Below are 24,213 nucleotides of genomic sequence, written 5' to 3' on the forward strand. Positions count from 1 at the left end.
TCTACGGCGCCCCATCTACGTACGCAAGGAGATCGTGCACAACAAGCACGTCGTGACGACCCTGCAGGCCAAGGGCGCCATCTTCGTCGAGGCTCGCGCTGTAGAAGCAGTTCACGCCGTCCGCGCCGCTGCCCACGTGGGTGGGCTCGCTGCCCTTCGGGACACCGCCTGTGACGATCCGCCGTCAACGGTGGACTTCCTTACGGCGATCCGACCGCGCACCCTGGGGAACCGAGACCACGACATGCTCGATGTGCTGATGGGCTTCCTGTCAGGGGTGGCACGCCGACGGAAGCTGACCTGTGTCAGCCTCGCCGTGACGGGCCGTTACGGTGGGCGCGTGACCGATCAGGATCTCAAGCCGTTGTTCGCCGCGGCCGCCGCCAACCTCGTCTACAACGCGCCGCTGAGCGAGGAGCGGGTGGCGGACCTCGTCCGGCGGCTGGCCCCGCCGGATGCGGACCGGCGCGTGCTGGACCTGGGCTGCGGCAGTGGCGAGCTGCTCCGCCGGCTGTGCCGCGCGCACGGCGTCGCGGGCGACGGGGTGGAGTACGACCCCGCGATCGCCGAACGGGCCCGCGCGGCGACCACCGGCCTCGACCAGGTCACCTTCCACACCGCTGACGCGACCACCTGGACGCGGCCCGCCGATGTCGTCGTCAACGTCGGCGGCAGCCACATCTGGGACGGGACCGCCCCCGCGCTCGCCGCGCTGCACAAGCTCACCGCAGCCGACGGGCGGCTGCTGTTCGGCGAGGGCTTCTACCGCACCGCGCCCACCGACCAGGTCCGCGAGGCGTTCGGTGACCTGCCCGATCTGGCCGGGCTCGCCCGGCTGGCGGTGGACGCCGGATTCCGGCCGCTGCACGTCGCCGAGTCGACGCTCGCCGAGTGGGACGACTTCGAGTCCGACTGGCGGGCCGGGATCGAGCGGGTCGGCACGCCGCAGGCGCGCGCCTTCGCCGACCGGCGGCGCGAGGAGTATCTCGGCGGCTACCGCGGCGTGCTCGGCTTCGCGTGGCTGATCCTCATGCCGGCCTGACGTCCGGGTGCCGGGCTGGTCTCGGCGCGTTCCTGCAGGTAGGCGTCCAATGCGGCGGCGCCGGACAACATCGCGCGGCCGCGCCAGGCGAGCCGGTCGCGCCAGTCCTCCAGCATCGCCTCCAATGGCTCGACCCCGCCGGCCGCCCGTACCTGGTCCAGCAGGGTGGCGATGTGTTCGAGCAGGTAGCCGCCGCGCCGGAGCTGGTGCGCCAGCCGGGCGTCGCGTACGTCGGCCGGAGTGTAGACGCGGTAGCCGGTCGCCGGGTCGCGCGGCGGGCGGACCACCCCCGCGCGTTCCCATTTGCGCAGCGTGGCGGGTTTGACGCCGAGCTGTCGGGCGAGCGGCCCGACGAACGTGCCCGCAGACCGGGTCACCGCGGGCTCGGCGTCGGCCAGGTCGCGCAGGGCCTGCTCGACGGCGGTGAGGGTGCGCCGGTCCGTGCGCAGCTGCAGGTGGCTGTCGTCGATGACGGCGAGCGCCTCGTCGACGGCGTCCTCGTTGACCGCCCGCATGATCGCCGTCGCGGTCTGGTGGCCGTGTGCCGGGGCCAGGGCCGCGAACGCACGCAGCGCGTACACGTGCAGTCCGGTGTAGACGCGGTAGCCGGACGGGGTGCGGTCGGCGGGCGGGAGGATGCCCGCCTCCTCGTAGTTGCGGATCGCCTGGGTGGACAGGCCCTGTCCCCGGGCGAGGTCGACGGGCCGTAGGCGCGGTTCGCTCATGAGGGTGACCCGTCGTTTGAGGGTTTCAAGCCTTTACAGGTGCAGTTCAGCGAGAAAGTTTACACCGTCGGTTCAACGATACGGTTGAAGGCGTAGAACGAACCGGCGAGAGGATCACACCTGATGACCGTCCATTCCGCCCTGTCCGACGCCGGCTGGGCGTTCACCGACGACGCCGGGCCTGCCGTGACCCGGCTGCTCGACACGCTGCCGCGGCGGCCGCGGCTGCTCGGCCTCGGCGAACCCCTGCACGGCGAGGACCTGTTCCTGCGGGTACGCAACCGGCTGCTGCGCCACCTCGTGGAGCACGAGGGCTACCGGTCGGTCGCGCTGGAGAGCGACTGCCTGGGCGGGCTCCTCGTGGACGCGTACGTCGCGGGCGGCCCCGGCTCGCTCGACGACGTGATGGCCCGCGGCGTCAGCCACGGCTGGGGCGCGTTCGCGGGCAACCGGGAACTGGTCGCCTGGATGCGCGAGTACAACCAGGGCCGCCCGGAAACGGACCGGCTGCGGTTCTACGGCTTCGACGCCCCGACCGAGATGATGTACGCCGCGAGCCCGCGTCAGGCCCTCATCGAGGTCCGCGACCACCTGGCGGCCTGGGGCGACCCGGGGCAGCTCCCGGACGACGCCGCCCTGATCGAGGAGCTCGCCGGTGCGGACGGACGGTGGACCGACGAGGCGGCGGCGATGGACCCGTCGCGGTCGGTCGGCTCGTCGCCGGAGGCGGTGCGGCTCCGGCTGCTGGCCGACGACCTGCGGGCGCTGCTGTCGGCGCAGGCGCCGCGGCTGCTCGCCGCCGCACCGGAGGCGGACCGGTGGCGGGCGCGGCTGCACGCAAGCGCGGCCGCGGGACTGCTGCGGTATCACGCGGTCATGGCCGCGCCCTCCCCGGCGCGGTACGCCCGGCTCATGATCACGCGCGACACGATGATGGCCGAGAACCTGCTCGCGATCGAGGCGCGGGAGGCCGACCGGGGGCCGACGCTGGTGTTCGCGCACAACGGGCACCTGCAGCGCGAGGAGGGCCACTGGCAGGCCGACTACCTCAACCAGTCGCTGACCTGGTGGACCGCCGGGGCCATCGCCGCCGCCGACCTCGGCGAGCGCTACGCCTTCGTGGCCACGGCCGTCGGCGCGATCCACCACCGCGGCCTGGGGGCACCGGCGGCGGACACGCTGGAGGGTGTCCTGGCCGCACTCCCGGACGACCGCTGCCTGCTCGACGGCCGCCGCCTGTCGGCGACGCTGCGAGCTGCCGGAACGGAACCGGTGCGGCGTGCCGACAACACCGACGACCACGGCTACTTCCCGCGCGACCCGGCCCACGTCGCCGACAGCGACGGCATCCTGTTCCTACGCGACGTTCCCACCGACAAGCCCTGACCCCCGCCCGTCGAAAGGAAGGGCACCTTCACATCGCCATACGTTGTAGAAGGTGCCCTTCCCATCCTGCGGTCAGGGTCACCGCCAGTCGACCGGCGACGCGTCCGGCCTTTCCGGGGCTCGCCGCAGTGCGAGGCCGAGCGTGAGCGCAACGAACGCGCCCGTCACCGCGAGCCCCGCCCACCACGGCAGCGGGAAGTACCCGGCGTACGGCGCGTAGTGCATGGTGACCTGCGGGTATGCCGTCAGCGTCTGCAGCACCGCGAACCCGGCGGCCGGGGTGAGCCGCAGCAGCCAGGCCGCGACGGCGTCGGGCAGCAGCGGCACGACCACCAGCACGTACGGCAGCACGAGCCCGGCCAGCAGCACGGTCACGGCGAGCCAGGCCCGACGCAGCAGCGCGCTGAGTGCCAGCGCGAGCACGGCGACGAGCGCGAGCAGCACCGCCGTGCCGACGATGACGCGCAGTTCGGTCAGCGGCCCGGCCGGGACGACCGTGAGGCCGCCGTCGCGCAGCAGCTTCGTGCCGAGCTGCTCGGCCACCGCCACGGCGGCGAGCCCGCTCGCGAACACGGCCCCGCCGAGCACCAGCGCCCGTGCCGCAAGCCGCCGTCCGCCGGGCGCGGTCCCGGTGGAGTCGCCGGCCACGGCATACCGGGCCGCGGTCACGATCAGGACGATCACCGCCACGAACAGGCCGACCAGGGTGTCCTTGGAGGTACGGCCGCCTTCGGCGCCGAGCGGGCCGATGTCGCCGGACCCGGTCACGGTGAGCGTGCCGCCGTCGGAGACCAGGCCGGGCGCGCGGTGGAACTTCTCCCAGTCGGTGTGGCCGAGTTCGCCGACGATGTCGGCGCTCCACGGGCCGGCCGCCACCCCGCCGGTCGTGGTGACGCTGTCGAACGAGCCGACGGCCTGGGTGAACCGCACCTGGCCGACGCTGCCGCCGAGGCCGACCGGCGCGAGGGTCAGGTCGCCCGGCGAGGTGGCGAACAGGCCGATCCGCACGGTGGCAGGCAGCCCCGCCAGCCGGGCGGTGTCGACCGGTGTCCACGAGACGCCGTCGGCGGACTCCTCGCCGGTGATCGTGTCGCCCGTGCGGGTCAGCCGCAGCCAACGCGGCGACTGCGGGGACACCCCGCCGGGCCGGCCGGCCGTGTCATGGGTGTAGTCGTGCTGCATCCGTACGCCGTGGGAGCCGGTCATCATCAGCGCGGCGTAGGAGGAGCCCTGCCCGAGGCCGTCCTTGATGATGATCCCGGTCTTCGCCCACGGCACCACCCCGGCGACGATCTCGTCGTGGTCCGGCGGGGGATAGGTGATGGTCCCGGTCAGCGAGGTCAGCCGCACCGTGAGGCTGCCGTCGCCGGTCAGCGACCGGTGCGCGAAGAAGAACAGGTCGGCGACGGGCCGGCCGTCGGGAGTCACCGGGTCGGTCGGGCAGGGCACCTCGACCGGGCCTTGGCTGCACGAGCCGTGGCTGCCGAGCGCGGGCAGCACGGCCAGGGCGATGACGGCCAGCGCCGCCACGAGCAGGGCGGCCATCCGGCCGCGGGACCGGAACGCGGACCATTCGGCCCGGACCAGCGCCGCCAGGCCGGGAGTGGTGCTTTCGTCGGGGGTACTCATGGCCGATGTTCTACGGAGCACGCGGTAACACGGGCCGAAGCGGCGCTGTCATGCCGCTGTTAGGCCGGGCGGGGCATGCTGGTCACCGGCACGACGGCGGGGAGGCGCGGATGATCGGGCGGCGGTGGCCGGGCAGGACGGTGGGGTGGCGGTTCACGCTGCTCTACGCGTCGGTGTTCCTGGCGTCCGGGTTCGGGCTGCTGGTCCTCACCAACCTGCTGGCCGCCGGCAAGAACACCCAGATCGCCCCCGGGCAGCTCCCGCACAGCCAGCCCGACCTCGCCGCGGCTCAGCAGCAGATCCGCGACCTGCAGGCCCGGCTGGAGGACGCCGAGGCGCTGCAGTCCCGGCGGCTGCTGGTCGGCTCGCTGATCGCGCTGGTGGTGATGGGGCTGGTCTCGCTCCTGCTGGGCAGGCTCATCTCCGGCCGGGTGCTGCGCCCGCTGCGCACGGTCACCGCGGCAACCCGCCGGATCTCCGCCGAGAACCTGCACGAGCGCCTCGCCGTGGCCGGGCCCGAGGACGAGGTCAAGGACCTCGCCGACACCATCGACGGGCTGCTGGCCAGGCTGGAGGCGTCGTTCGCCGCGCAACGGCGCTTCGTCGCGAACGCCTCGCACGAGCTGCGCACCCCGCTGGCCACCATGCGCGCCGCGCTGGACGTCGCCGAGGCCAAGCCGGAGCCGCTGCCCGCGCAGACCACCGCGCTCGCCAGGCGCGTACGCACCGAACTCGACCGGGTGGACCGGCTGCTCGACGGCCTGCTCGTGCTGGCCCGCGCGCAGCACGGGGCGCTCGGCGACCAGGCCCCGGTGGCGCTCGGTGACCTGGCCGACGGGGCGCTGACCGCCCGCGCCGCCGACATCCGGGCCGCAGGCCTGACCGCCGACGCCGCCGACGTCGCGCCGCAGGCCTGGACCGAGGGCAACGCCACGCTGCTGGCCCGCATGGCGCAGAACCTCGTCGACAACGCGGTGCTGCACAACGAGGATGGCGGCCGGCTGCGGGTCGCGGTCACCGCAGCCGACGGCACGGTCGCACTGGTGGTGGAGTCCGGCGGACCGGTGCTGGAACAGGCGCAGGTCGACCGGCTCGCCACGCCGTTCCAGCGCCTCGGCGCGGACCGCGTCGGCTCCGACGACGGCTCCGGCCTCGGACTGTCGATCGTCGCGGCCGTCGCCGAAGCACACGGCGGCCGGCTGGAGCTGCGGGCACGTCCGGCCGGTGGACTGCGCGCCACGGTGACGCTGCCGCGGGCGCGGCAGGCGGCCGCGGCGTGAGGGTGCTCGTGGTGGAGGACGCCCGTACGCTCGCCGAGGTGGTGGCCGAAGGCCTGCGGGATCAGGGCATGGCCGTGGACCTGGCGTACGACGGCCTGGCCGCCGCGGCGAAACTGGACGTCAACGCGTACGACGTGGTGGTCCTCGATCGCGATCTGCCCGGCATCCACGGCGACACGCTCTGCCAGATGGTCACCGAGCGGGACGAGCGGCCCATGGTGCTGATGCTGACCGCGGCCGTCGCGCCCGGCGACCGGGTCAGCGGCCTCACCCTGGGCGCGGACGACTACCTGGGCAAGCCGTTCCACTTCCCCGAGTTGGTGCTGCGGGTACGTGCGCTGGCCCGCAGACGGCCCACGGCACGGGCCCGGACGCTGCGCGCCGCCGGTGTCGAACTCGATCCGGCACGCCGCACCGCCACCCGCGACGGCCGTCCGCTCGACCTGTCGGTGAAGGAGTTCGCCCTGCTCGAAGCGCTGCTGTCGGCGAGCCCGGGGTTCCTGAGCACCGAGGAACTGCTCGAACGGGTGTGGGACGAGCACGCCGATCCGTTCACGAACACGGTCACGGTGACCATCGGACGCCTGCGCCGCAAACTGGGCAGCCCACCGGTCATCACGACCACACCCGGTGTCGGCTACCGCATCGCCGATCCCTCGGCCTAGCCGGTCACTGCCGGCGCTTGCGGCGCTTTCCGCGCTCGGCCGCCGTTCGCGCCGCCTGCGACGCACGCCGGTGGCGCACCAGACTGAGGGTGGCGATCGCGGCGAATCCGAGCCCTGCCGGCATGCCCATCCAGGTGTTGAAGAAGGCGAGGGAGTCGTCGGTGCTGCCGTTGCGGGCGACGAACTCGGCCGGGTCGGCCGGGTCGAGCCACAGCCACATGTTCTCGCCGACCTGCGCGTCACCCTTGATCCATTGCTGGTAGGAGCGCCCCTGCGCTTGGTAGGCGACTCGGATCTGCTCCGCCACCCGGCCGCTGCCGTCCCTGTGGCCGGTCACGGCGGCGATGACTTCGGTCCCGCCTGCCCGCAGCCGGTCCTGCTTGTCCAGATCACCGAACTTGGTCGCCGCGGTCACCGTGGTCAACGCCAGGCCGACTACCAGTATCAGCCACCAAGCCACGATCCAGTGCGGTTTGAGTAGATCTCCCTCGGCCCTGGCCATACCGTCCCCGTCACTCGTCGCGAGCCGGGACGCCTGACCTTGCCTGCCCCGTGCGGAGCAGGCTAGGTCAGCGGCGCAACGCCGTGGGGGCACCGGTTTCCGCTGTCACAGCCGCAGCTCGCGGCCGGGCCAGCGGGAGCGCAGCCAGCGGTCGTGGCTGGCGACCACGATCGTGCCCGGCCCGGTGCCCAGCGCCTCCTCCAGCTCGTCGGCCAGGCGCGGCGACAGGTGGTTGGTCGGCTCGTCGAGCAGCAGCAGCTCGGGCGGGTTCGCCACCAGCAGCGCGAGGGCGAGCCGGCGGCGCTGCCCGACCGACAGGTCGCCGACCCGGGTGCCCTGGTCGCGCGGGGCGAGCAGGCCGAGTTCGCCCAGCGGCACGGCCTCGGCGCGGGCGGTGCCCAGCGTGAGCTCGTAGGTCTCCCGGGCGGTGCGGTCGGGCCGCTCGAACACGCTGTCCTGGGTCAGCAGCCCGACCGTGAGGCCGCGTCGCCGGTGCACCTCGCCCGCGGCGTCCAGCCGCCCGGCCAGCACCGCGAGCAGCGTCGACTTGCCCGCGCCGTTGGCTCCGGTGACCAGCAGCCGGTCCGTGGACGACAGGTCGAGCCGGTCCAGGGCGAGCCGGCCCGGCACGCGCACGTCGCGCAGCGACAGCAGGGTGCCGTCGGCCGACGTGCCCGCGAGCCGGGTCGCCCGGAAGCGCAGCGGCTCCGGCGGGCGGCGCACCTGCTCGCGTTCCAGCTCGTCGAGGCGGCGGGAGGCGTTGCGGACCCGGCGCGAGATCTGGTTCTGCACCCGGCCGGTGGTGTGGCCGTAGCCCATCTTCTCGCTGTCGCGCTTGGCCCGGCCGGGCGCGACCTGGTGCGCGGTGACCGACACGGCCTGGCGCAGGTCGTCGAGCTCCTCCTGCTCCTGCTCGAAGCGGCGCTGCCAGCGGGCCCGCTCGGCCTGCTTCTCGGCCTGGTACGCGGTGTAGCCACCGCCGTAGCGGGTCGGGCCGTCGACCGCGGGGTCGAGGTCGATCAGGTCGGTGCACACGGCGTCGAGGAACGCCCGGTCGTGGCTGGCGACCACGACCACCCCGGGCAGCCCGCGCAGCTGCTCCTCCAGGAACGCCGCCGCGGCGTCGTCCAGGTGGTTGGTCGGCTCGTCGAGCAGCAGCGCCGACGGCCGCCGGGCCAGCAGGGCGGCCAGCGCGAGCCGCCCGCGCTGCCCGCCGGACAGCGAGCCGAGTGAACGCTCGTGCGGGATGCCGCCCAGGCCGAGCCCGGCCAGGACGATCTCCGCGCGCCGGTCGGCGTCCCAGGCCTCGTGCTCCTGGGCCCGGTCCAGCCGCTCGCCGTACGCGGCGAGCAGGGCGGGATAGCCGTCGGAGTCCGGTGCGACCTCGGCCAGCTCGGCGGTGAGCCGGTCGAGTGCGGCGAGGTCCTCCCGGGCCTCGCGCAGGGCGTCGTCGATCACGTCGGCGACGGTCGCCGCGGCGTCGAACGGCATCTCCTGGTGCAGGAAGCCGAGGTCGTCCGGGCGGGTGACGGCGCCGGAGTCGGGCTCGTCGGTCCCGGCGAGCAGCCGCAGCAGGGTGGACTTGCCGGCGCCGTTCTCGCCGATCAGCCCGATCCGGTGACCGGGGGACGCGGTGAGACTGACGCCGTCGAGCACCCGGCGCGTGCCGAGGGTACGGACGAGATCATGGGCAAGCAGGGCGGAATAGGACATGGAACACCACCGACAGGATCGACTCTTCCGCCCGCCGGGCAGTGCCTCGGTCGCGGGCGCGGGAAGGTGTCAGTGGCTCACATCGCCGTCGACCATACGTCGGCCGCCGATGATCGGCAAACCGATATCGGGCGCACGGCCGCCGGAGGACCGGGGAGAGTTCCGGCGCTGTCGCAGGTCGCGGGCGGTCCCGACAGTGGGCGAGCCACATCGTCCGCGACTGCCCTAGACTGCGCTGCCATGGACGCTCAGCTCGCCGATCCCCTCCTGGGCTCGCTCGTCGACGGGCGCTTCCGCATCCGCGGATGCGTGGCGCGTGGTGGCATGACGACGGTGTACGCGGCGGTGGACGAGCGCCTCGGCCGTACCGTCGCGCTCAAGATGATCCACCCGCCGCAGCCGCGCCGGGGCCAGGCCGCGGCCTTCCACGCGGACCGGTTCGCCGAGGAGGCGACGGGGCTGGCCCGGCTGACGCACCCGAACGTGGCCGCGTTCTACGGCCAGGGCCTGCACGGCGGTGTGCCGTACCTGGTGACGGAGTTCGTCCGCGGGCGCACGCTGCGCGACATCCTCGACGAGCGCCGCCGGCTCGCCCCGGCCGAAGCGCTCGCGGTGACCGAGCAGGTCCTGGCGGCGCTGGCTGCGGCGCACCGCACCAACCTGGTGCACCGCGCGGTCAAGCCGGAGAACATCATGGTGGCCGAGGCCCCGGGCGGCGGCCACGACCTGAGCGACGCCGTGGTCAAGGTGACCGACCTCGGGCTCGCCGACGCCGTCGAGGCCGGCGGGGCGGAGCCCTCGATCAGCGCCGCTTACGTCGCGCCCGAGTTCGTGGCCGACGGCCACGTGGACCCGCGCGGCGACGTGTACGGCACCGGGATCCTGCTGTTCGAGCTGCTCACCGGCCGCGTCCCGCACCAGGGCGAGCGGCCCGTCGAGGTGGCCTGGCAGCACGTCGAGCGCGATGTGCCGCCGCCCTCGCAGCTCGTGGGCGGGCTGCCGCCGGTGCTGGACGACCTCGTCGCCTCCGCCACCCGCCGCGCGCCGGGCGCGCGGTTCATGGACGCGGGCGCGATGCTGTCCGCGGTGCAGTCGGCCCGCCACGGTCTGGCCGACGCGACCACACGGATGCGGCAGGTCTCCCAGGACACCATGATGGTCGACCAGGTGCGGCCCGCCGACCGTCCGTCCTGGGCCCGGCTGCGCGAGGAGCCCGCCGAGCCGCGTACGCGCACCAAAACGGCGTCGGCCCCCTCGGTCGCGGGCCTGGTGGAGCAGGCCAAGCAGCACTACACGCGGTTGATGGGCGATCCGCGCGGGCGGATGGCGCTGATGGCCGGTGCGGTGGTGCTGGGGCTGCTGGTGCTGACCGGCGGCTACTACCTGGCCTTCGGCCGCTACGACACGATGCCGCAGGTGACAAACCTGACCAGGGAGCAGGCCGAGGCCACCCTGCGGGGCTTGGGCCTGGAGGTCGCCTACGCCAAGCCGCTGTACCGCGAGGACGTGCCCAAGGACGTCGTGCTGGTGCAGGACCCGCCGGCCGGCGAGGACGTGGTGAGCGGCGGCACGGTGACCCTGACCCTGTCCGCCGGTCCCGAGCGTTACGTGGTGCCCGACGTGTCCGGCGTGCCGTGGGACCAGGCGCTGGTCGACCTGCAAGCCGAACCGCTGAAGCTGAAGCCGGTGAAGGCCGGCGAGAAGTACAGCGACCTCGTCCCGAAGGGTTCGGTCCTGGAGACCCTGCCCAAGGCCGGCGAGGAGGTCGAGGTCGGGGCCGAGATCAAGGTGACGCTCAGCAAGGGCCGCGCCCCGGTGACCGTGCCGTCGGTCGAGGGCAAGCCGCTGGCCGAGGCCAGGTCGATCCTGGAGAACCTGGGCCTGCGGGTCGAGGTCGAGCAGGTCGACTCGGACAAGCCCTTCGAGACCGTGGTCAAGCAGACCCCGGCGCTGGGCACCGGGGTCGAGCGCAACACCGTGGTCAAGCTGCAGGTGAGCAACAACCCGCAGGGTGGCGCCATGCCGGACCTGAACAACTGGAACTGCCAGGACGCGGAGAACCACCTCACGGCGATGGGCCTGCGCGTCGACGTGCGCGGGGTCCGCGGGGACAAGCGCCAGTACCGGGTGGACCGGCAGCTCCCGGGTCCGGGCAGCCCGCTCCAGCCGGGTCAGCGGGTCGTGATCAGGTGCGAGCGCTGAGGCTCACGCGGCGGCGGTGAGCACGCCGCACACGGTGCAGCGATCCCGGTCCGACCAGTCGGGCCGGTCCAGGGCAGCCGGGGTCAGACCCGGCTGCCCGAGGTCGCCGCGCACCGCGAGCCGGAAGCGCCACAGCGCGTCCGCGAAGCCGTGATACGCCTCGTGGTAGGCCGGTGAGTCCAGCGACGCGCCGCCGCGTACCGCGTCGCGGACCTCGATCAAGCGATGGAACACAGCCTCGCCCGCGGTCAGCAGCGCGGGCGTGCCCGCCAGCAGCAGCTGTTCCCGGGCCCCGTAGACCCCGGAGGTGGCCACCGCCCGGGTCGCCGCCTCCACGCGCTCGTCGGCAGGCACGCGGGCGGCCTCGCGCAACCCGCCCAGCGCGGCGTTCAGCGCCAGCGTGAACTCCACGCAGTACTTGCGCCGCTCGATGTCGTGGTCGCGTTCGCGCTGGCGGCGGTCGCGGCGCAGGTCGGCCAGCAGCGTGCCGGACAGCGCGATGACCGCGCCGATGGCGGCGCTCAGCAGTGCTTCCCAGGTCATGCGGCACATCATCGCACCCGCGCGCAGGCCTGTTCGATCACCGTCCATTGACGACGGCCGGGCGGGGTCAGGTGGCTGTGCCGGGTGCCGTGGGTCGCCGCGATGAGCTCGTCGACGCCCGCGGTGTCGTCGTTGCGCGGGCCGGTGAGCAGCCGGTGCCCGGCGAGCAGGTCGTCGATGTCGCCGGGCCAGCCGCACCCGGCCCTGGTGCAGCAGCACCAGGTGGTCGCAGACCCGTTCCAGCTCGGTGACCACGTGGGAGGAGAGCAGCACCGTCAGGCCCGTCTCGGCGACCGCTTCGACCATGGTCTTCATGAACTCGCGGCGGGCCAGCGGATCGAGGCTGGCCACCGGTCCCGCCCCGGCCCTCGGAGATCTGCCCCGTTGGATGGCGAAGTGGTGGCTGCTCGCCCGCCGACCGGCCACACTGGACCGACCGGAGGGCGGAGTCGGGCCTGTGGCCAGGGGGGATGTCGCCGGTGAGGGAGTCGGCCGGGACCGTCGGAATGACGACCGTCAACGGATCGGTGGCACCGCCGCATTCAGACTCCTGCCATGACACAGCGTGTGACATTCACGGTGCCGGTGGAAGCCCTGCAAGGGGCACCCGGCTCCGGCGACCGTTTCGTGTACTCCTACCGGTACGCGGCCCTGAGCAACACCGGCAGCAACGGCCGTCCCGTCCTCACCCGCGCGCAGTGGGTGTACCTGGCCAAGGCGGCCGGCCTCACCGGCGAGGCCACCGCCGAGTGGGCCGAGTGGCACGGCGGCTCGGGCAAGACCGTCGCCGCTTCCGCCCCGGTCACCCGGGCGGACGGGCCGGAGGGCGAGGCGACCATGCGGATGCGCCTGGCTCACGGGGTGCCGGGCGTCGACCCGACAGAGGCAGCAGTGCCGCTACCCCTGATGAAGCTGGCCAACCTGCTGCGCAGGGGCAACGAGCCGATCATCGTCGGTCCGGGCGGGGGCACCGGTGGCACGGGCGGCACCGGTGGGACCGGGACCGGCACGGGCGGCACCGGCACGGGGACCAGCGGCGGCCCGAGCACCCACATGCCGCCGAAGGGGGACGGGACCCGCACCGGCACGGTGCTGGACCGCACCCCCGAGCAGGTACTGCTCGACCTGGCCCGGTCGGAGATCGGCCTGCTGTTCCTGGACCGCACCCGGCTGCGCCCGGCCGGTTTCGTGGTCGGCGAGCACCTGCACACCATGGGCCTGGCCCCGGCCGAGGAGGTGGTGCTGGAGCAGCGCTCGTTCGTGCAGCGCGACGTCCTGTCCGAGTCCAGCTCGGAGACCGAGGGCAACACCGAGAGCGAGCAGTCGTCGTCGACGACCATCGACCACGCCGAGGTGATCGCCGGTTCGCTGACCACGACCCGCACCGACGGCTTCACGGCCGGCGGCACGGTCGGCTTCGAGTACGGCATCAAGGCCCAGGTCAACGGCGGGGTGTCGGACACCACGACGCAGGCCGACAATGACACCCGCACCGACTCGGTCAAGGAGGTCGCCGCCCGGACCTCGAAGAACGTGGCCAAGATGCGCGACGTGCACAAGACCGTGTTCCGGGTGTCGGAGTCGGACCGCTTCGAGCGGGCGGCCCGCCGCACGATCCGCAATCCCAACCAGTTCACCCCGATCGACCTGCACTTCTACAAGGTGCTCCAGCGGATGCGGTTCTCCCACGAGCGGTTCGGGGTGCGGTTGTGCTGGACGCCGTTCGTCCGGGACCCCGCCGGCGACTTCTACGCCGCCGAGAGCGCGATGCGCGAGCAGCTGCTCAAGGCGGCCCGGGACTCGGTCCCGGCGGCGGTGCTGCCCCCGCAGCCGAACATCGCCGAGGTGCCCGGCGCGCGGCTGGTCGGGCTCGACCCGCCGCTGACCGAGCTGACGCAGTGGGGCGGCTGGCCGGGCAGCGACATGAGCGCCGACTACACCCTGCCGATCAACGTGCCCCGCGGGATGAAGTGGGACGGCGACATCGCGAGCCTGCAGGGCAGCCTGCGTTCGACGATGACCGGCGCGTCGCGCGGGTACGGCGTGTACACCGTCGGCGACCCCTGGGAGGTCATGAACTCGGCGGGGGACCGTACCGTCTTCCAGATCGTCCACTGCGGCGCGGGCTGGCGGCTGACCGGCTCGTCGCAGATCTGGGTGTCGCTGTCGGCCCGGGTCATTCCGGACGCCACGTCGCTCAGCCAGGCGCAGGCCGAGGCGGCCGCGGCGTGGGAGGCGCAGTGCGCGGTCCTGATCGCCCAGCGGGCGGCGAAGGTGGCCGCCGCCGAGGCGGTCGCGCTGGCCGAGTTCGAGGCGTGGCGGATCGCGCACCGGGCGAGCCTGAACCCGGCGCAGGAGCTGATGCGCCGGTTCATCAACGCCATGTTCCCGGCCGACGCCCGCGACGAGATCGCCGAGCTGGACGTCTGGGAGCAGGTCTTCGACTGGGAACTGGCCGCGGCGCGGACCTACTCCGGCACCTGGAGCGGCGACGGCAGCCTGCGCGACCCGGCCCGCCCGGCCGGCGACTTCGTCAACGCCTCCTGGGCGCGGCTGTTCCTGCCGGTGCGCACCGGATACGAGGAGATCGCGCTGCGCTGGATCTTCCTGCGCTCGCAGCAGGGCACCGGCCCGGCGGGCATCGAGGACCTGGTCCGCAAGGTGCTCAAGGAGCTGGCCGACTGGCGGGTGACCCACCTGGGCGGCCCGTCGGAGGTCGAGCTGGTCCCGGGCAACCCGTGCCCGGAGGTGGTGCAGAAGCACGTGTGCCTGGGCACCTGGTCGGAGGACCTGCCGACCGACGGGGTGCACACCGAGGTGACGCTGGCCGGCACCACCGCGGCCGACCCGTTCACCGAGAGCGTGGCCCAGGGCGAGGCGGGCCGCACCGCGGCGGTGTCGGCCGCGCTGCTGGCCCAGGGCAAGGTGAGCGAGGCGGTGGCGGCCGGCGACCTGAAGACGGCTGAGGTGGCGGTGCACCTCACCGAGCCGCGGCCGTGACCGGCCTGTCCGGACAGCTCAGCGCCGCCGACCAGGCGGCGCTGGGCACGGGCCTGATCCAGGCGGTGACCGCGCAGGCGCCCCGGTCGGCGGGCGTCGCCGACGTGGCGGCGTACCTGCGGATGGTCAGCGCCCCGACGTATCCGCTGCCGGCCACGGCCGGCTTCGTGGACGGGTTCGCCGACGGCTTCCTGGAGGGTGCCGCCGCCTGGAAGCAGGACCTGCAGGCGCTGTTCAAGCTGGTCGGGGTCGGGGTCACGGTGAGCCTGGCCGAGTTCTTCGTCCGCCCGATCGTCGAGGACACGCCGCAGGGGCTGTCCCCGCAGGTCAAGGCGGAGCTGGAGACGCTGCGGGCGATGCAGCGCATGGGCGCGGTGTTCCGCTGGCTCGACCAGGTGGGGCCGGTCGAGGCGGCGAAAGCGCTGCGCGACATCATCCCCGACGCCGAGGACATCGCCACCATGATCGGCCGGGCCAGCCTGGAGTGGTGGTCCGAGCAGGTGCGCACCGCCCCCGACGCCGCCGCGTCCGGCCGGCACCTGGGCCGCCTGGTCGGCCGGATCGCGCTGGAGCTGATCCGGGCGTTCTGCGAGCCGGACAGCTTCGCCATCGGCGAGGCGCTCGAAGTTTCCTACGAGGAGGCTTCGCCGTGAGCAAGGTGGTGGCACTGATCCGGCTCGGGCACGGCACCAAGTTCGCCCGCGGCGTCAAGCGGCTCAGCCTGCAGATCTTCGGCAAGGAGGTGGTGCGGTACGAGATCCGGGCCGCGCCGAAGGCACTCGCCGCCGCGAGCATGCGCGACCTGGAGCGCATGGTCAAGCTGATCACCGGAGCCGTGGTGGCCGAGGCGCTCAAACTCTACGACCGCTTCCTGTCCCGCTTCCCGACCATCCTGACCGGGGTGGAGCGGGCCACCTTCGCCGACATCGTCGCCCAGGCGATGGGCCGCGGTGAGATGAGCCCGCAGTCGCTGCGCGGCCTGATCGTGGAGCGGCTGGCCCGCTCGCTGCCCGAGCTGGAGGACATGATGTCCGCCCTGGACAAGGTACGGGCGCGGGCCTCGGCGAAGCTGTCGAAGAAGTGGGGCAAGGTGCAGCTGGTCGGCGGGGTCACCGACGGCCAGGGCAAGCAGCTCGGCGACCTGCTGGCGATCTCGGTGCACCCGGACGGCCGGGTCTGGGTGCTGGCCGTGTTCGAGTCCAAGTCGATCTCCAACCTGGACGACCTGACCCGGCTGAAGGACCTGCCGGTGGGCCAGCACCTGTGGGACTACGTACGGGCCAAGGGGCACGGGTTGATGATCGACGGCCGGCACTTCAAGCCGGAGAAAGTGGTGCTGGAACCCGTCCCGGTCCGGGCGCGCACCGGCGGCACGGCGGTGGTCGGGCCGAAGGACGCGGCCCAGCGGCTGGCCGAGATGGACGGCTACTACACCCAGTTCATCGGATTCGCGCCCAAGGAGATGTCGAACAACCAGGCGCTGCGCATCGCCGCCCAGGGCATCCAGCTCGAACTGTGGCGCTGGCCGTTCGACCTGACCGAGTACGGCAAGTTCCAGCAGGCCCTCATCGACGCCCTCGACGCCCGCCTCAAATAACCCTGGCAGAAGGAAGGGCACCTTCTTAACGGACGTCCGTTAAGAAGGTGCCCTTCCTTTCCTTCGGGAGGGGAGGGGGGCGGTAGGGTGGGGGAGGCATGACGAAGATCCTGATCGTGGACGACGAGCCGCAGATCCTGCGGGCGTTGCGGATCAACCTGAAGGCCCGCGGCTACGACGTGGAAACCGCCGCCGACGGTGCGGGGGCGCTGCGGGTGGCCGGGGCGGCGCATCCCGACGTGGTGGTGCTGGACCTGGGCCTGCCCGACATGGACGGCGTGGACGTGATCCGCGGTCTGCGCGGCTGGTCGGCAGCGCCGATCATCGTGCTGTCGGGACGCACCGGCAGCGAGGACAAGGTGCACGCGCTGGACGCCGGGGCCGACGACTACGTCACGAAGCCGTTCGGCGTGGACGAGCTGCTGGCCCGGATCCGGGCGGTGACCCGCCGGCACACCGCCGCGCCGGAGGCGCAGAGCACGGTGCGCATCGGCCGGCACACCGTGGACGTCGGCAACCACCAGGTGCGCCAGCTCGGCGACGGCGGCGAGGTGCGGCTGACCCCCACCGAGTGGCACCTGCTCAGCGTGCTGGTGCGCAACCCGGGAAAGCTGGTCGGCCAGCGGCAGCTGCTGCAGGAGGTATGGGGGCCGCAGTACGCCACGGAGACCAACTACCTGCGCCAGTACATGGCCCAGCTGCGGCGCAAGTTGGAGGACGACGCGGCCCACCCGCGCCACCTGCTCACCGAGCCCGGCATGGGTTACCGGTTCGTGCCGTACGACGCCCCCGCCCATGGGGGATGATCCGGTCATGGCACGCGGACAGCTGCGCATCTACCTGGGCGCCGCGCCGGGCGTGGGCAAGACCTACGCCGTACTGGAAGAGGCCCAGCGCCGCCGCGGCCGGGGCACCGACATCGTGATCGGTTACGTCGAGACCCACGGCCGCCAGCACACCGCCGAGATGCTCGACGGACTGGAGGTCGTGCCCCGCCGATCGGTGGACTACCGCGGCGCGGCGTTCACCGAGATGGACGTCGACGCGGTGCTGGCCCGCGCGCCGCAGGTCGCCGTCGTCGACGAGCTGGCCCACACCAACGTGCCCGGCAGCCGCAACGCCAAGCGCTGGCAGGACGTCCAGGAGCTGCTCGACGCCGGCATCAACGTGCTGTCGACGGTCAACATCCAGCACCTGGAGTCCCTCAACGACGTCGTCGAGCAGATCACCGGCATCGTCCAGCGCGAGACGGTCCCCGACCAGGTGGTGCGCCAGGCCGACCAGGTCGAGTTGGTCGACATGACGCCGGAGGCGCTGCGGCGGCGCATGGCTCACGGCAACGTGTACCAACCCGACAAGATCGATGCCGCGCTGGGCAACTACTTCCGGGTCGGCAACCTCACCGCGCTACGCGAGCTGGCGCTGCTCTGGCTGGCCGACAAGGTCGACGAGCAGCTCGACCGGTACCGGGCCGACCACGACATCGCCAAGCAGTGGGAGACCCGGGAACGGGTCGTCGTCGCGGTCACCGGCGGGCCGGAGGGGGAGACCCTGATCCGCCGCGCGGCCCGGATCGCGGGCCGGAGCAAGGGCGCCGACCTGCTGGCCCTGCACGTGGCCCGCTCCGACGGGCTGGCCGGGGCCGACCCGGCGCTGCTGGCCAAGCACCGGGTGCTGGTGGAGAGCCTCGGCGGCACGTACCACCAGGTCGCGGGCGCGGACGTGCCGCGGGCGCTGCTCGACTTCGCCCGCGGCGTCAACGCCACCCAGCTCGTGCTCGGCGCGAGCCGCCGGGGCCGACTGGCGCAGCTGCTATCGCCCGGGGTCGGGGTGACCACCACGGCGCTGTCCGGCGCGATCGACGTGCACCTCGTGCCGCACGAACGGATCGGCCGGGGCAGGCTTCCCGCCCTGGGTGGGGTCTCGGCGCTGTCCCCGGCCCGGCGGCTGAGCGGTTTCGCGCTCGCCGTGTTCGGCCTGCCGCTGCTGACCCTGCTGCTGCGCACCCTGGGCGAGGACCTGTCGCTGGCCAGCGACATCCTGCTGTTCCTGGCCATGGTGATCGTGGTCGCGCTGGTCGGCGGCCTGTGGCCCGCGCTGCTGGCCGCGGTCGCCGGCTCGCTGCTGCTGAACTTCTTCTTCACCCCGCCACTACGCACCTTCAACGTCGCCAACCGGGAGAACGTGCTTGCGCTGGCCGTGTTCATCCTGGTCGGGGTCGCGGTCAGCGCGGTGGTGGACCTGGCGGCCCGCCGCACCCGCGAAGCCGCCCGCGCCTCGGCCGACGCCGGCACGCTGGCCACCGTCGCGGGCAGCGTGCTGCGCGGCGCGAGCCCGCTGCAGGCACTGCTGGAGAACCTGCGCGAGACCTTCCAGCTCGACGCGGTCACCGTCCTGGAGCGGCGCGACGACGTGCCGCCCGCGCCCGACTGCCAGGGCGATCCCAGCGCCTGGCGGGTGGCCGCCACGGTCGGCGGGCAGCCCTGCGTCATGCCGGGGCAGGGCGACACCACGGTCGCGGTCGACGACCAGGTCACCGTGGTGCTGCGCGGTCCGGTGCCCGCGGCCGCCGACCGGCGGATCATCGAGGCGTTCGCCGCCCAGGCCGCGATCGCGCTGCGCCAGGAGCGGCTGGCGGCCGAGGCCGCCAAGGCCAAGCCGCTGGCCGAGGCCGACCGGATGCGCACGGCGCTGCTCGCCGCGGTCAGCCACGACCTGCGTACGCCGCTGGCCTCGGCCGTCGCCGCCGTGGAGGGCCTGCGCAGCGACGACGTGGCGTTCAGCGACGAGGACCGGCGCGAGCTGCTGGCCACCGCCGCCGAGTCGCTGGACCGGCTTTCCCGGCTGGTCGCGAACCTGCTGGACATGAGCCGGCTGCAGGCGGGGGCGCTGGGGGTGGCCGCCGTCGACGTCTGGCTCGACGAGGCGGTGCCCACGGCGCTCGACGAGCTGGGCGCGCCGGGCCGGGCGGTGCGGGTGCGCATCCCGGACGACCTGTCTGCCGTACGCGCCGATCCGGGTCTGCTGCAGCGGGTGCTGGTGAATGTCGTCAGCAACGCCCTGCGGTTCAGCCCGCCGGACCGCCCGCCGCTGGTCACCGCGAGCGAGCACGGCGAGCTGGTCGAGCTACGGGTGGTCGACCACGGGCCGGGCATCCCCGAGGAGCAGCGCGACCAGGTGTTCCTGCCGTTCCAGCGGCTCGGCGACCGCAACAACGAGAGCGGCGTCGGCCTCGGCCTGGCGCTGTCCCGGGGCCTGGTCGAGGCGATGGGCGGCACCCTGCTGCCGGAGACGACCCCCGGCGGCGGCCTGACGATGGTGCTCAACCTGCCGGCGGTGCCGCCCCCGGCGGGCCTGACCTCGGCCGAGGCGGCCGCGGCCGACCGCGCCTTCGCCGAGGGCCTGCACCGCTCGGCCGACGGCGACCGCACCGATGACCCGGCGGAACCGACCCGGCAGGACCGGTGACGGTTTCGGGTCGTCCGTTGTCGTACGGCCGTGGTGGGGTGTCGGCCATGGGTGTGCTGACCGACTACTTCCGCGCGGCCGATGATGCCGCCGCGGTGAAGATGATCGAGGACAACGACGGGAGCCCGGGGCCGTTCAGCGACGGCACCGCGCTGGACCTGCTCTACTTCAAACACCTCGACGCCGATGTCACGCTGGGCCACCTGGTGAGTTTCGCCCGCGGTGTCGAGTGGACCGTCGACACCGTCGACAGCCGCATGCTGTGGAGTGCGGAGGAGACCGGTCCCTGGCTGGCGTCGGTCGACGACGCCACCCGCGACACCCTGGCCGGAATCACTCCGGATCGCCTGCTCGAACTGTCGGCGCGCTGGCAGCGGATCGAGGAGATCGACTCCGATGGGCCGGACGACGACTACGTGCCGACCATCGAGGCGCTGCAGGGCCTCGCCCAGCGAGCCCGTGACGCGGGTGAGCACCTGTACTACTGGATCTGCGTGTGAGCGGTCGCCTGCCGGCCCGGTGACCTCAGCCGGCCGGCCTTCGCAGCACGGTCACCGCGAAGTCGGCGTCCTCCCGCCACGGCCGCAGATCCCAGGTGGCGAAACGCTGTTCGACCAGCAACCCGGCCTGTGCCGCGTGGGCGTCGAAGTCGGCCACGGCGTACCCGCGCCCGGTGCCGAAGCCGACCACCACCGGCCCGCCGGGTCGTACGTGCCCGCCGACCCGGCGCAGCACCTCGGTCTCGGTGTCCGGCGCGAGGTAGAGCATGACGTTGCCGGCCAGGATCGCGGCGTCGAACAGCCGCCGCTGCCCGCCCGCCGTCAGGTCGAGTTCGGTGAGGTCGCCCACCAGCCACTCGATCTCGGGGAAGTCCTCGCGCGCCGCCGCGATCAGCGTCTCGTCGGCGTCCACGCCGAGCACCGTGTGCCCGCGTACGGCCAGCGCCGCGCCGACCCGGCCGCTGCCGCAGCCCGCGTCGAGCACGGCCGACCCGGGCGCGATGATCGCGTCGAGCGTGCGCGCCTCGCCCGCGAGGTCGTGGCCCTCGGCGGCCATCTGCCGGAACCGGTCGGCCATCCGCTGGGCGTGCCCGCGTTCGGTCTCGGTCGCCCACCGCGTCTGCTGTGCCATGGCCACCCCTTCCTCGCTCGCTCACCGCCACCCTGCCAGGTCGCGGTTCCCGCGCGGAACCGGGTCCGCCGCCCACCCGGTTCGGCCCGCCGGAGAAGCCACGCAGATCCGGTCAGCGAGGGTCGGCGTCGGGGGCGGATTCGCGCAGCCGGGCCTTGTGCTCGGCCCACTGGTTCAGCAGCGAGGGCATGTTCTCCTGCACCCAGGCGTAGAAGTCGCGCATCCCGGCGAGCTTCGCCCCGGCGGGGGTGCCCTCCCCGCCCGCGGCGGCGACGCCCTGGTCCGCCGCGTCGCTGATGGTCTTGAGCAGGCCCATCTTGGCGACGGTCACCTCGTACCAGGAGTCGTCGACCATGCGGTAGCGGTCGCGGCGCGAGCCCGGCACCGGCTCCCTGGCGACCATGTTCAGGTGGACCAGGTAGCGGATCGCCCCGGAGATGCCGGCCGGACTCACGCCGAGGCGTTCGGCCAGCTCGGCGGCGGTCAGCGCCTGCTCGTCGGCGGCCATCAGGGTGAACACCACGCGGCCGGCCATCCGCGGGAAACCCCAGTCGGCCAGGGTCCGGGCCATGTACTCGACGAAGCCGCGCATCGCCTGCTCGTCGCGCTGCGGCGGGGAGTGTGCCACGTGACCTCCGTCAAGATTTTGTCAAGACTGTAGCTTTCGTACTTTCACAAACTTGTGAAATGAGTGTAGCGTCCAAAACATGGACAACGCCATTTCAGTGGTCGGCCTGACCAAGAGTTTCGGCCAGGCCAAGGCTCTCGACGGCCTGGATCTGACTGTCGCACGCGGCGAGGTGCACGGCTTCCTCGGTCCGAACGGCGCCGGCAAGACCACCACGATCCGCATCCTGCTCGGCCTGCTCCGGGCCGACGGAGGCACCGCCACGCTGCTCGGCGGCGACCCCTGGCGCGACGCCGTCGCGCTGCACCGCCGCCTGGCCTACGTGCCCGGCGACGTCACCCTCTGGCCCAACCTCTCCGGCGGCGAGGTCATCGACCTGCTCGGCCGGCTGCGCGGCGGCCTCAACGCCGCCAAGCGCAAGGACCTGCTGGAACGCTTCGACCTCGACCCGAAGAAGAAGGGCCGCGCCTACTCCAAGGGCAACCGGCAGAAGGTCGGGCTCATCGCCGCGCTCGCCTCCGACGTAGAGCTGCTGCTGCTCGACGAGCCGACCTCGGGCCTGGACCCGCTGATGGAGGAGGTCTTCCGGCAGGTCGTCGCCGAGGAGACCCGCAACGGCCGCACCGTCCTGCTGTCCAGCCACATCCTGTCCGAGGTCGAGGCGCTGTGCGACCGGGTCAGCATCATCCGGCAGGGCCGCACCGTGGAGACCGGCACCCTGGCCGAGCTGCGCCACCTGACCCGCACCCACATCACCGCCGAGCTGGCCACCCCGCCGAACGGCCTGGCCCACCTTCCGGGGGTGCACGACCTGAAGACCGACGGGGCCACCGTGCGGTTCCAGGTCGACCAGGCCGAGCTCGACGCCGTGCTGCGCCAGCTCACCACCCATGGCGTACGCGGCCTGGTCAGCCAGCCGCCGACGCTGGAGGAGCTGTTCCTGCGCCACTACGAGACGGAGCCGGTGCGATGACCTCCCTCACCGGAACCGGCACCCTGGTCCGGCTGATCCTGCGCCGCGACCGGGTGCTGATGCCGATCTGGATGCTGTGCATGGCCCTGCTGCCGCTGGGCCTGGCCTCCGGCACGGCGAGCCTGTACCCGACCGACGCCGGCCGTCAGGGCTACATCGACTCCCTGGCCGCCAGCCCCATGCTGCTGCTGTTCTACGGCCAGAAGCCGGCCGAGCCCAGCCTCGGCGCGCTGATCTTCTGGCGGTCCGCCACCGGCATCGTCATCATGGGCCTCATCGGCCTGCTCGTCGTCATCCGGCACACCCGGGTCGAGGAGGAGGCCGGTCGCCGGGAGCTGCTCGGCTCCGCCGTCGTCGGCCGCCACGCGCCGCTGGCCGCCGCGGTGCTCACGGTCTCCGGAGCGAGCCTGGTCGTCGGCGTGCTGGTGGCGCTCGGCATGATCAGCCAGCAGACTCCCGCCTCGGGCGCGTTCGCCATGGGCTTCGCGTGGGCCTTCGCGGGCATCCTGTACGCCGGCATCGGCGCGCTCGCCGCGCAGCTCACCACCGGTGCGGGCACCGCCCGGGGCATCGCCGGCGCGGTGCTCGGCCTCGACTTCCTGCTCCGCGGCGTCGGCGACGTCAGCGGAGGCGGCCTGACCTGGCTGGCCTGGGCCACCCCGCTGAGCTGGGTGTACAAGGTGCACGCCTACACCGACGACCGCTGGTGGCTGTTCGCGGTCTGCGCGGCCGTCGCGGTGGTGCTGGCGTACGCCGCGCTGCGCCTGTCGGCCCGGCGGGACCTCGGCGCGGGCCTGCTGCCGCCGCGGCTCGGCCCCGCCACCGCCCCAGCCTCGCTGAGCAGCCCGTTCGGCCTGGCCTGGCGGCTGCACCGCGGTTCACTGATCGGCTGGACGATCGGGCTCGGCGTCGTCGGCGGCGTCCTGTTCGGCGGCGTCGCCAAGACGGCGAGCAGCCTGCTCGAAGGCAACGGCCAGCTCACCGAGATCATGGAACGGATCGGCGGCAAGTCGGTGGCCTCCGACATCTTCGTCGGCGGCTCGCTCGGCATCGGCGCGATCGCGGTGGCCGCGTACGGCATCTCGGCGGCGCTGCGCATGCGCACCGAGGAGGCGGCCCTGCGCAGCGAGCCCGTGTTGAGCGCCGGGGTCGGCCGGCTGCGCTGGGCGGCCGGGCACCTGACGTTCGCGCTGCTCGGCCCGACCCTGGTCATGGCGGCCACCGGCCTGTTCGCGGGCCTGGTGTACGGCTCCAGCACCGGGGAGATCGGCCGCCAGGTGCCCCGGGTCATCGGCGCCGCGCTGGTGCAGATGCCCGCGGTGTGGCTGCTGACCGGCCTGACCGTGGCCGCGTACGGGCTGCTGCCGCGGCTGTCGCCGGCAGTCGGCTGGGTGGCGCTGTCGCTGTGCGTGCTGCTCGGCCAGGTCGGCGCGGCCCTGCAGCTCGACCAGCTCGTGCTGGACGTGTCCCCGTTCACGCACATCCCGCACCTGCCCGGCCCGGCAGCCGTCCCGGCGACCCCGCTACTGGTGCTGACCGCGATCGCCGCCGCGCTCACCGCGGCCGGACTGGCGGCGCTGCGCCGCCGCGACATCCCCGTCACCTGATCCTCCCCACCCACCCACGCACGCGACGGACTGCGCGCCCGGCGGTGCAGAACACCGCCGCCATGAAGGACCTCGGCGCGGCCACCGGCTCGGTGACCTTCTTCCGCTCGCTCGGCGGCACC

General features: G+C 73.3%; 20 protein-coding genes. 13 read left to right on the forward strand and 7 right to left on the reverse strand.

The features are described from left to right. Window positions 1–340: 340 nt before the first annotated feature. Window positions 341–1,042, forward strand: a complete 702-nt coding sequence (locus AB0B35_RS41260) for a class I SAM-dependent methyltransferase (protein ID WP_360534200.1) — start codon at window positions 341–343, stop codon at window positions 1,040–1,042. Here the strand turns inward: AB0B35_RS41260 and AB0B35_RS41265 are convergent. Further along, entirely contained in the window at window positions 994–1,767 is a 774-nt protein-coding gene (locus tag AB0B35_RS41265) for a TioE family transcriptional regulator (RefSeq protein ID WP_361057109.1), read from the reverse strand. The genes AB0B35_RS41260 and AB0B35_RS41265 overlap by 49 nt on opposite strands. Window positions 1,768–1,890: 123 nt before the next feature. Between AB0B35_RS41265 and AB0B35_RS41270 the strand changes: the two genes are divergently transcribed. After that, entirely contained in the window at window positions 1,891–3,153 is a 1,263-nt protein-coding gene (locus AB0B35_RS41270) for an erythromycin esterase family protein (RefSeq protein WP_361057112.1), read from the forward strand. Window positions 3,154–3,231: 78 nt separating this feature from the next. On the opposite strand, the gene AB0B35_RS41275 is transcribed toward AB0B35_RS41270, so the two are convergent. After that, window positions 3,232–4,782, reverse strand: coding sequence for a hypothetical protein (locus AB0B35_RS41275; RefSeq protein WP_361057114.1), 1,551 nt, complete (start codon window positions 4,780–4,782; stop codon window positions 3,232–3,234). A 110-nt stretch (window positions 4,783–4,892) separates the two neighbouring features. On the opposite strand from AB0B35_RS41275, the gene AB0B35_RS41280 reads away from it, so the two are divergent. Together AB0B35_RS41280 and AB0B35_RS41285 are read left to right on the forward strand one after the other, a co-directional pair. Beyond that, window positions 4,893–6,062: a HAMP domain-containing sensor histidine kinase gene (locus AB0B35_RS41280; RefSeq protein WP_361057117.1), complete on the forward strand. Its 1,170-nt coding sequence runs from the start codon at window positions 4,893–4,895 to the stop codon at window positions 6,060–6,062. Beyond that, window positions 6,059–6,727, forward strand: a complete 669-nt coding sequence (locus tag AB0B35_RS41285) for a response regulator transcription factor (protein ID WP_361057120.1) — start codon at window positions 6,059–6,061, stop codon at window positions 6,725–6,727. Before AB0B35_RS41280 ends, AB0B35_RS41285 begins: the two co-directional genes overlap by 4 nt. A gap of 4 nt (window positions 6,728–6,731) precedes the next feature. Here AB0B35_RS41285 and AB0B35_RS41290 read toward each other — a convergent pair whose 3' ends face one another. Then, window positions 6,732–7,229, reverse strand: coding sequence for a hypothetical protein (locus AB0B35_RS41290; protein ID WP_361057122.1), 498 nt, complete (start codon window positions 7,227–7,229; stop codon window positions 6,732–6,734). Window positions 7,230–7,334: 105 nt separating this feature from the next. After that, window positions 7,335–8,942, reverse strand: coding sequence for an ABC-F family ATP-binding cassette domain-containing protein (locus AB0B35_RS41295; RefSeq protein WP_361057125.1), 1,608 nt, complete (start codon window positions 8,940–8,942; stop codon window positions 7,335–7,337). Between the two features lie 240 nt (window positions 8,943–9,182). On the opposite strand from AB0B35_RS41295, the gene AB0B35_RS41300 reads away from it, so the two are divergent. Next, window positions 9,183–11,144: a PASTA domain-containing protein gene (locus AB0B35_RS41300; protein ID WP_361057128.1), complete on the forward strand. Its 1,962-nt coding sequence runs from the start codon at window positions 9,183–9,185 to the stop codon at window positions 11,142–11,144. Window positions 11,145–11,147: 3 nt separating this feature from the next. On the opposite strand, the gene AB0B35_RS41305 is transcribed toward AB0B35_RS41300, so the two are convergent. Beyond that, the gene (locus AB0B35_RS41305) at window positions 11,148–12,038 is read right to left on the reverse strand and encodes a hypothetical protein (RefSeq protein WP_361057131.1); all 891 of its coding nucleotides are present in this window, start codon (window positions 12,036–12,038) and stop codon (window positions 11,148–11,150) included. A 204-nt stretch (window positions 12,039–12,242) separates the two neighbouring features. Here AB0B35_RS41305 and AB0B35_RS41310 point away from each other — a divergent pair, with 204 nt between their 5' ends. The 6 genes from AB0B35_RS41310 (at window position 12,243) to AB0B35_RS41335 (ending at window position 20,252) form a co-directional block, all read left to right on the forward strand. Then, on the forward strand, window positions 12,243–14,687 hold the full coding sequence (locus AB0B35_RS41310) for a hypothetical protein (protein WP_361057133.1): 2,445 nt from the start codon (window positions 12,243–12,245) through the stop codon (window positions 14,685–14,687). Continuing rightward, window positions 14,684–15,340 (forward strand): hypothetical protein, encoded by a 657-nt coding sequence (locus tag AB0B35_RS41315; protein ID WP_361057136.1) that lies wholly within the window; start codon window positions 14,684–14,686, stop codon window positions 15,338–15,340. Before AB0B35_RS41310 ends, AB0B35_RS41315 begins: the two co-directional genes overlap by 4 nt. Continuing rightward, window positions 15,337–16,284 (forward strand): hypothetical protein, encoded by a 948-nt coding sequence (locus tag AB0B35_RS41320; RefSeq protein WP_361057139.1) that lies wholly within the window; start codon window positions 15,337–15,339, stop codon window positions 16,282–16,284. The genes AB0B35_RS41315 and AB0B35_RS41320 overlap by 4 nt, the downstream gene beginning before the upstream one ends. Window positions 16,285–16,382: 98 nt before the next feature. Next, window positions 16,383–17,090, forward strand: a complete 708-nt coding sequence (locus AB0B35_RS41325; RefSeq protein WP_361057142.1) for a response regulator — start codon at window positions 16,383–16,385, stop codon at window positions 17,088–17,090. A gap of 7 nt (window positions 17,091–17,097) precedes the next feature. Then, the gene (locus tag AB0B35_RS41330; protein ID WP_361057145.1) at window positions 17,098–19,752 is read left to right on the forward strand and encodes a sensor histidine kinase KdpD; all 2,655 of its coding nucleotides are present in this window, start codon (window positions 17,098–17,100) and stop codon (window positions 19,750–19,752) included. Between the two features lie 47 nt (window positions 19,753–19,799). Next, window positions 19,800–20,252, forward strand: a complete 453-nt coding sequence (locus AB0B35_RS41335) for a hypothetical protein (protein ID WP_361057148.1) — start codon at window positions 19,800–19,802, stop codon at window positions 20,250–20,252. Between the two features lie 25 nt (window positions 20,253–20,277). Here AB0B35_RS41335 and AB0B35_RS41340 read toward each other — a convergent pair whose 3' ends face one another. Further along, window positions 20,278–20,883, reverse strand: a complete 606-nt coding sequence (locus AB0B35_RS41340) for a class I SAM-dependent methyltransferase (RefSeq protein WP_361057151.1) — start codon at window positions 20,881–20,883, stop codon at window positions 20,278–20,280. Window positions 20,884–20,995: 112 nt separating this feature from the next. Next, window positions 20,996–21,511, reverse strand: a complete 516-nt coding sequence (locus tag AB0B35_RS41345; RefSeq protein WP_361057154.1) for a MarR family transcriptional regulator — start codon at window positions 21,509–21,511, stop codon at window positions 20,996–20,998. A gap of 79 nt (window positions 21,512–21,590) precedes the next feature. Here AB0B35_RS41345 and AB0B35_RS41350 point away from each other — a divergent pair, with 79 nt between their 5' ends. Beyond that, on the forward strand, window positions 21,591–22,484 hold the full coding sequence (locus tag AB0B35_RS41350; RefSeq protein ID WP_361057156.1) for an ABC transporter ATP-binding protein: 894 nt from the start codon (window positions 21,591–21,593) through the stop codon (window positions 22,482–22,484). After that, window positions 22,481–24,091 carry an ABC transporter permease gene (locus AB0B35_RS41355; RefSeq protein WP_361057159.1) on the forward strand — a complete coding sequence of 537 codons (1,611 nt, stop codon included), beginning with the start codon at window positions 22,481–22,483 and terminating at the stop codon, window positions 24,089–24,091. Before AB0B35_RS41350 ends, AB0B35_RS41355 begins: the two co-directional genes overlap by 4 nt. Window positions 24,092–24,213 lie beyond the last annotated feature (122 nt).

Source organism: Catellatospora sp. NPDC049133 (genome assembly GCF_040648455.1).
Classification (GTDB): domain Bacteria; phylum Actinomycetota; class Actinomycetes; order Mycobacteriales; family Micromonosporaceae; genus Catellatospora; species Catellatospora aurea.

What these genes read in the sequence shown, in the direction of transcription:
- AB0B35_RS41265 (WP_361057109.1), bottom strand. Translation starts at nt 1,767, where the DNA reads ATGAGCGAACCGCGCCTACGGCCCGTCGACCTCGCCCGGGGACAGGGC.
- AB0B35_RS41270 (WP_361057112.1), top strand. Translation starts at nt 1,891, where the DNA reads ATGACCGTCCATTCCGCCCTGTCCGACGCCGGCTGGGCGTTCACCGAC.
- AB0B35_RS41275 (WP_361057114.1), bottom strand. Translation starts at nt 4,782, where the DNA reads ATGAGTACCCCCGACGAAAGCACCACTCCCGGCCTGGCGGCGCTGGTC.
- AB0B35_RS41280 (WP_361057117.1), top strand. Translation starts at nt 4,893, where the DNA reads ATGATCGGGCGGCGGTGGCCGGGCAGGACGGTGGGGTGGCGGTTCACG.
- AB0B35_RS41290 (WP_361057122.1), bottom strand. Translation starts at nt 7,229, where the DNA reads ATGGCCAGGGCCGAGGGAGATCTACTCAAACCGCACTGGATCGTGGCT.
- AB0B35_RS41295 (WP_361057125.1), bottom strand. Translation starts at nt 8,942, where the DNA reads ATGTCCTATTCCGCCCTGCTTGCCCATGATCTCGTCCGTACCCTCGGC.
- AB0B35_RS41300 (WP_361057128.1), top strand. Translation starts at nt 9,183, where the DNA reads ATGGACGCTCAGCTCGCCGATCCCCTCCTGGGCTCGCTCGTCGACGGG.
- AB0B35_RS41310 (WP_361057133.1), top strand. Translation starts at nt 12,243, where the DNA reads ATGACACAGCGTGTGACATTCACGGTGCCGGTGGAAGCCCTGCAAGGG.
- AB0B35_RS41325 (WP_361057142.1), top strand. Translation starts at nt 16,383, where the DNA reads ATGACGAAGATCCTGATCGTGGACGACGAGCCGCAGATCCTGCGGGCG.
- AB0B35_RS41330 (WP_361057145.1), top strand. Translation starts at nt 17,098, where the DNA reads ATGGCACGCGGACAGCTGCGCATCTACCTGGGCGCCGCGCCGGGCGTG.
- AB0B35_RS41335 (WP_361057148.1), top strand. Translation starts at nt 19,800, where the DNA reads ATGGGTGTGCTGACCGACTACTTCCGCGCGGCCGATGATGCCGCCGCG.
- AB0B35_RS41340 (WP_361057151.1), bottom strand. Translation starts at nt 20,883, where the DNA reads ATGGCACAGCAGACGCGGTGGGCGACCGAGACCGAACGCGGGCACGCC.
- AB0B35_RS41350 (WP_361057156.1), top strand. Translation starts at nt 21,591, where the DNA reads ATGGACAACGCCATTTCAGTGGTCGGCCTGACCAAGAGTTTCGGCCAG.
- AB0B35_RS41355 (WP_361057159.1), top strand. Translation starts at nt 22,481, where the DNA reads ATGACCTCCCTCACCGGAACCGGCACCCTGGTCCGGCTGATCCTGCGC.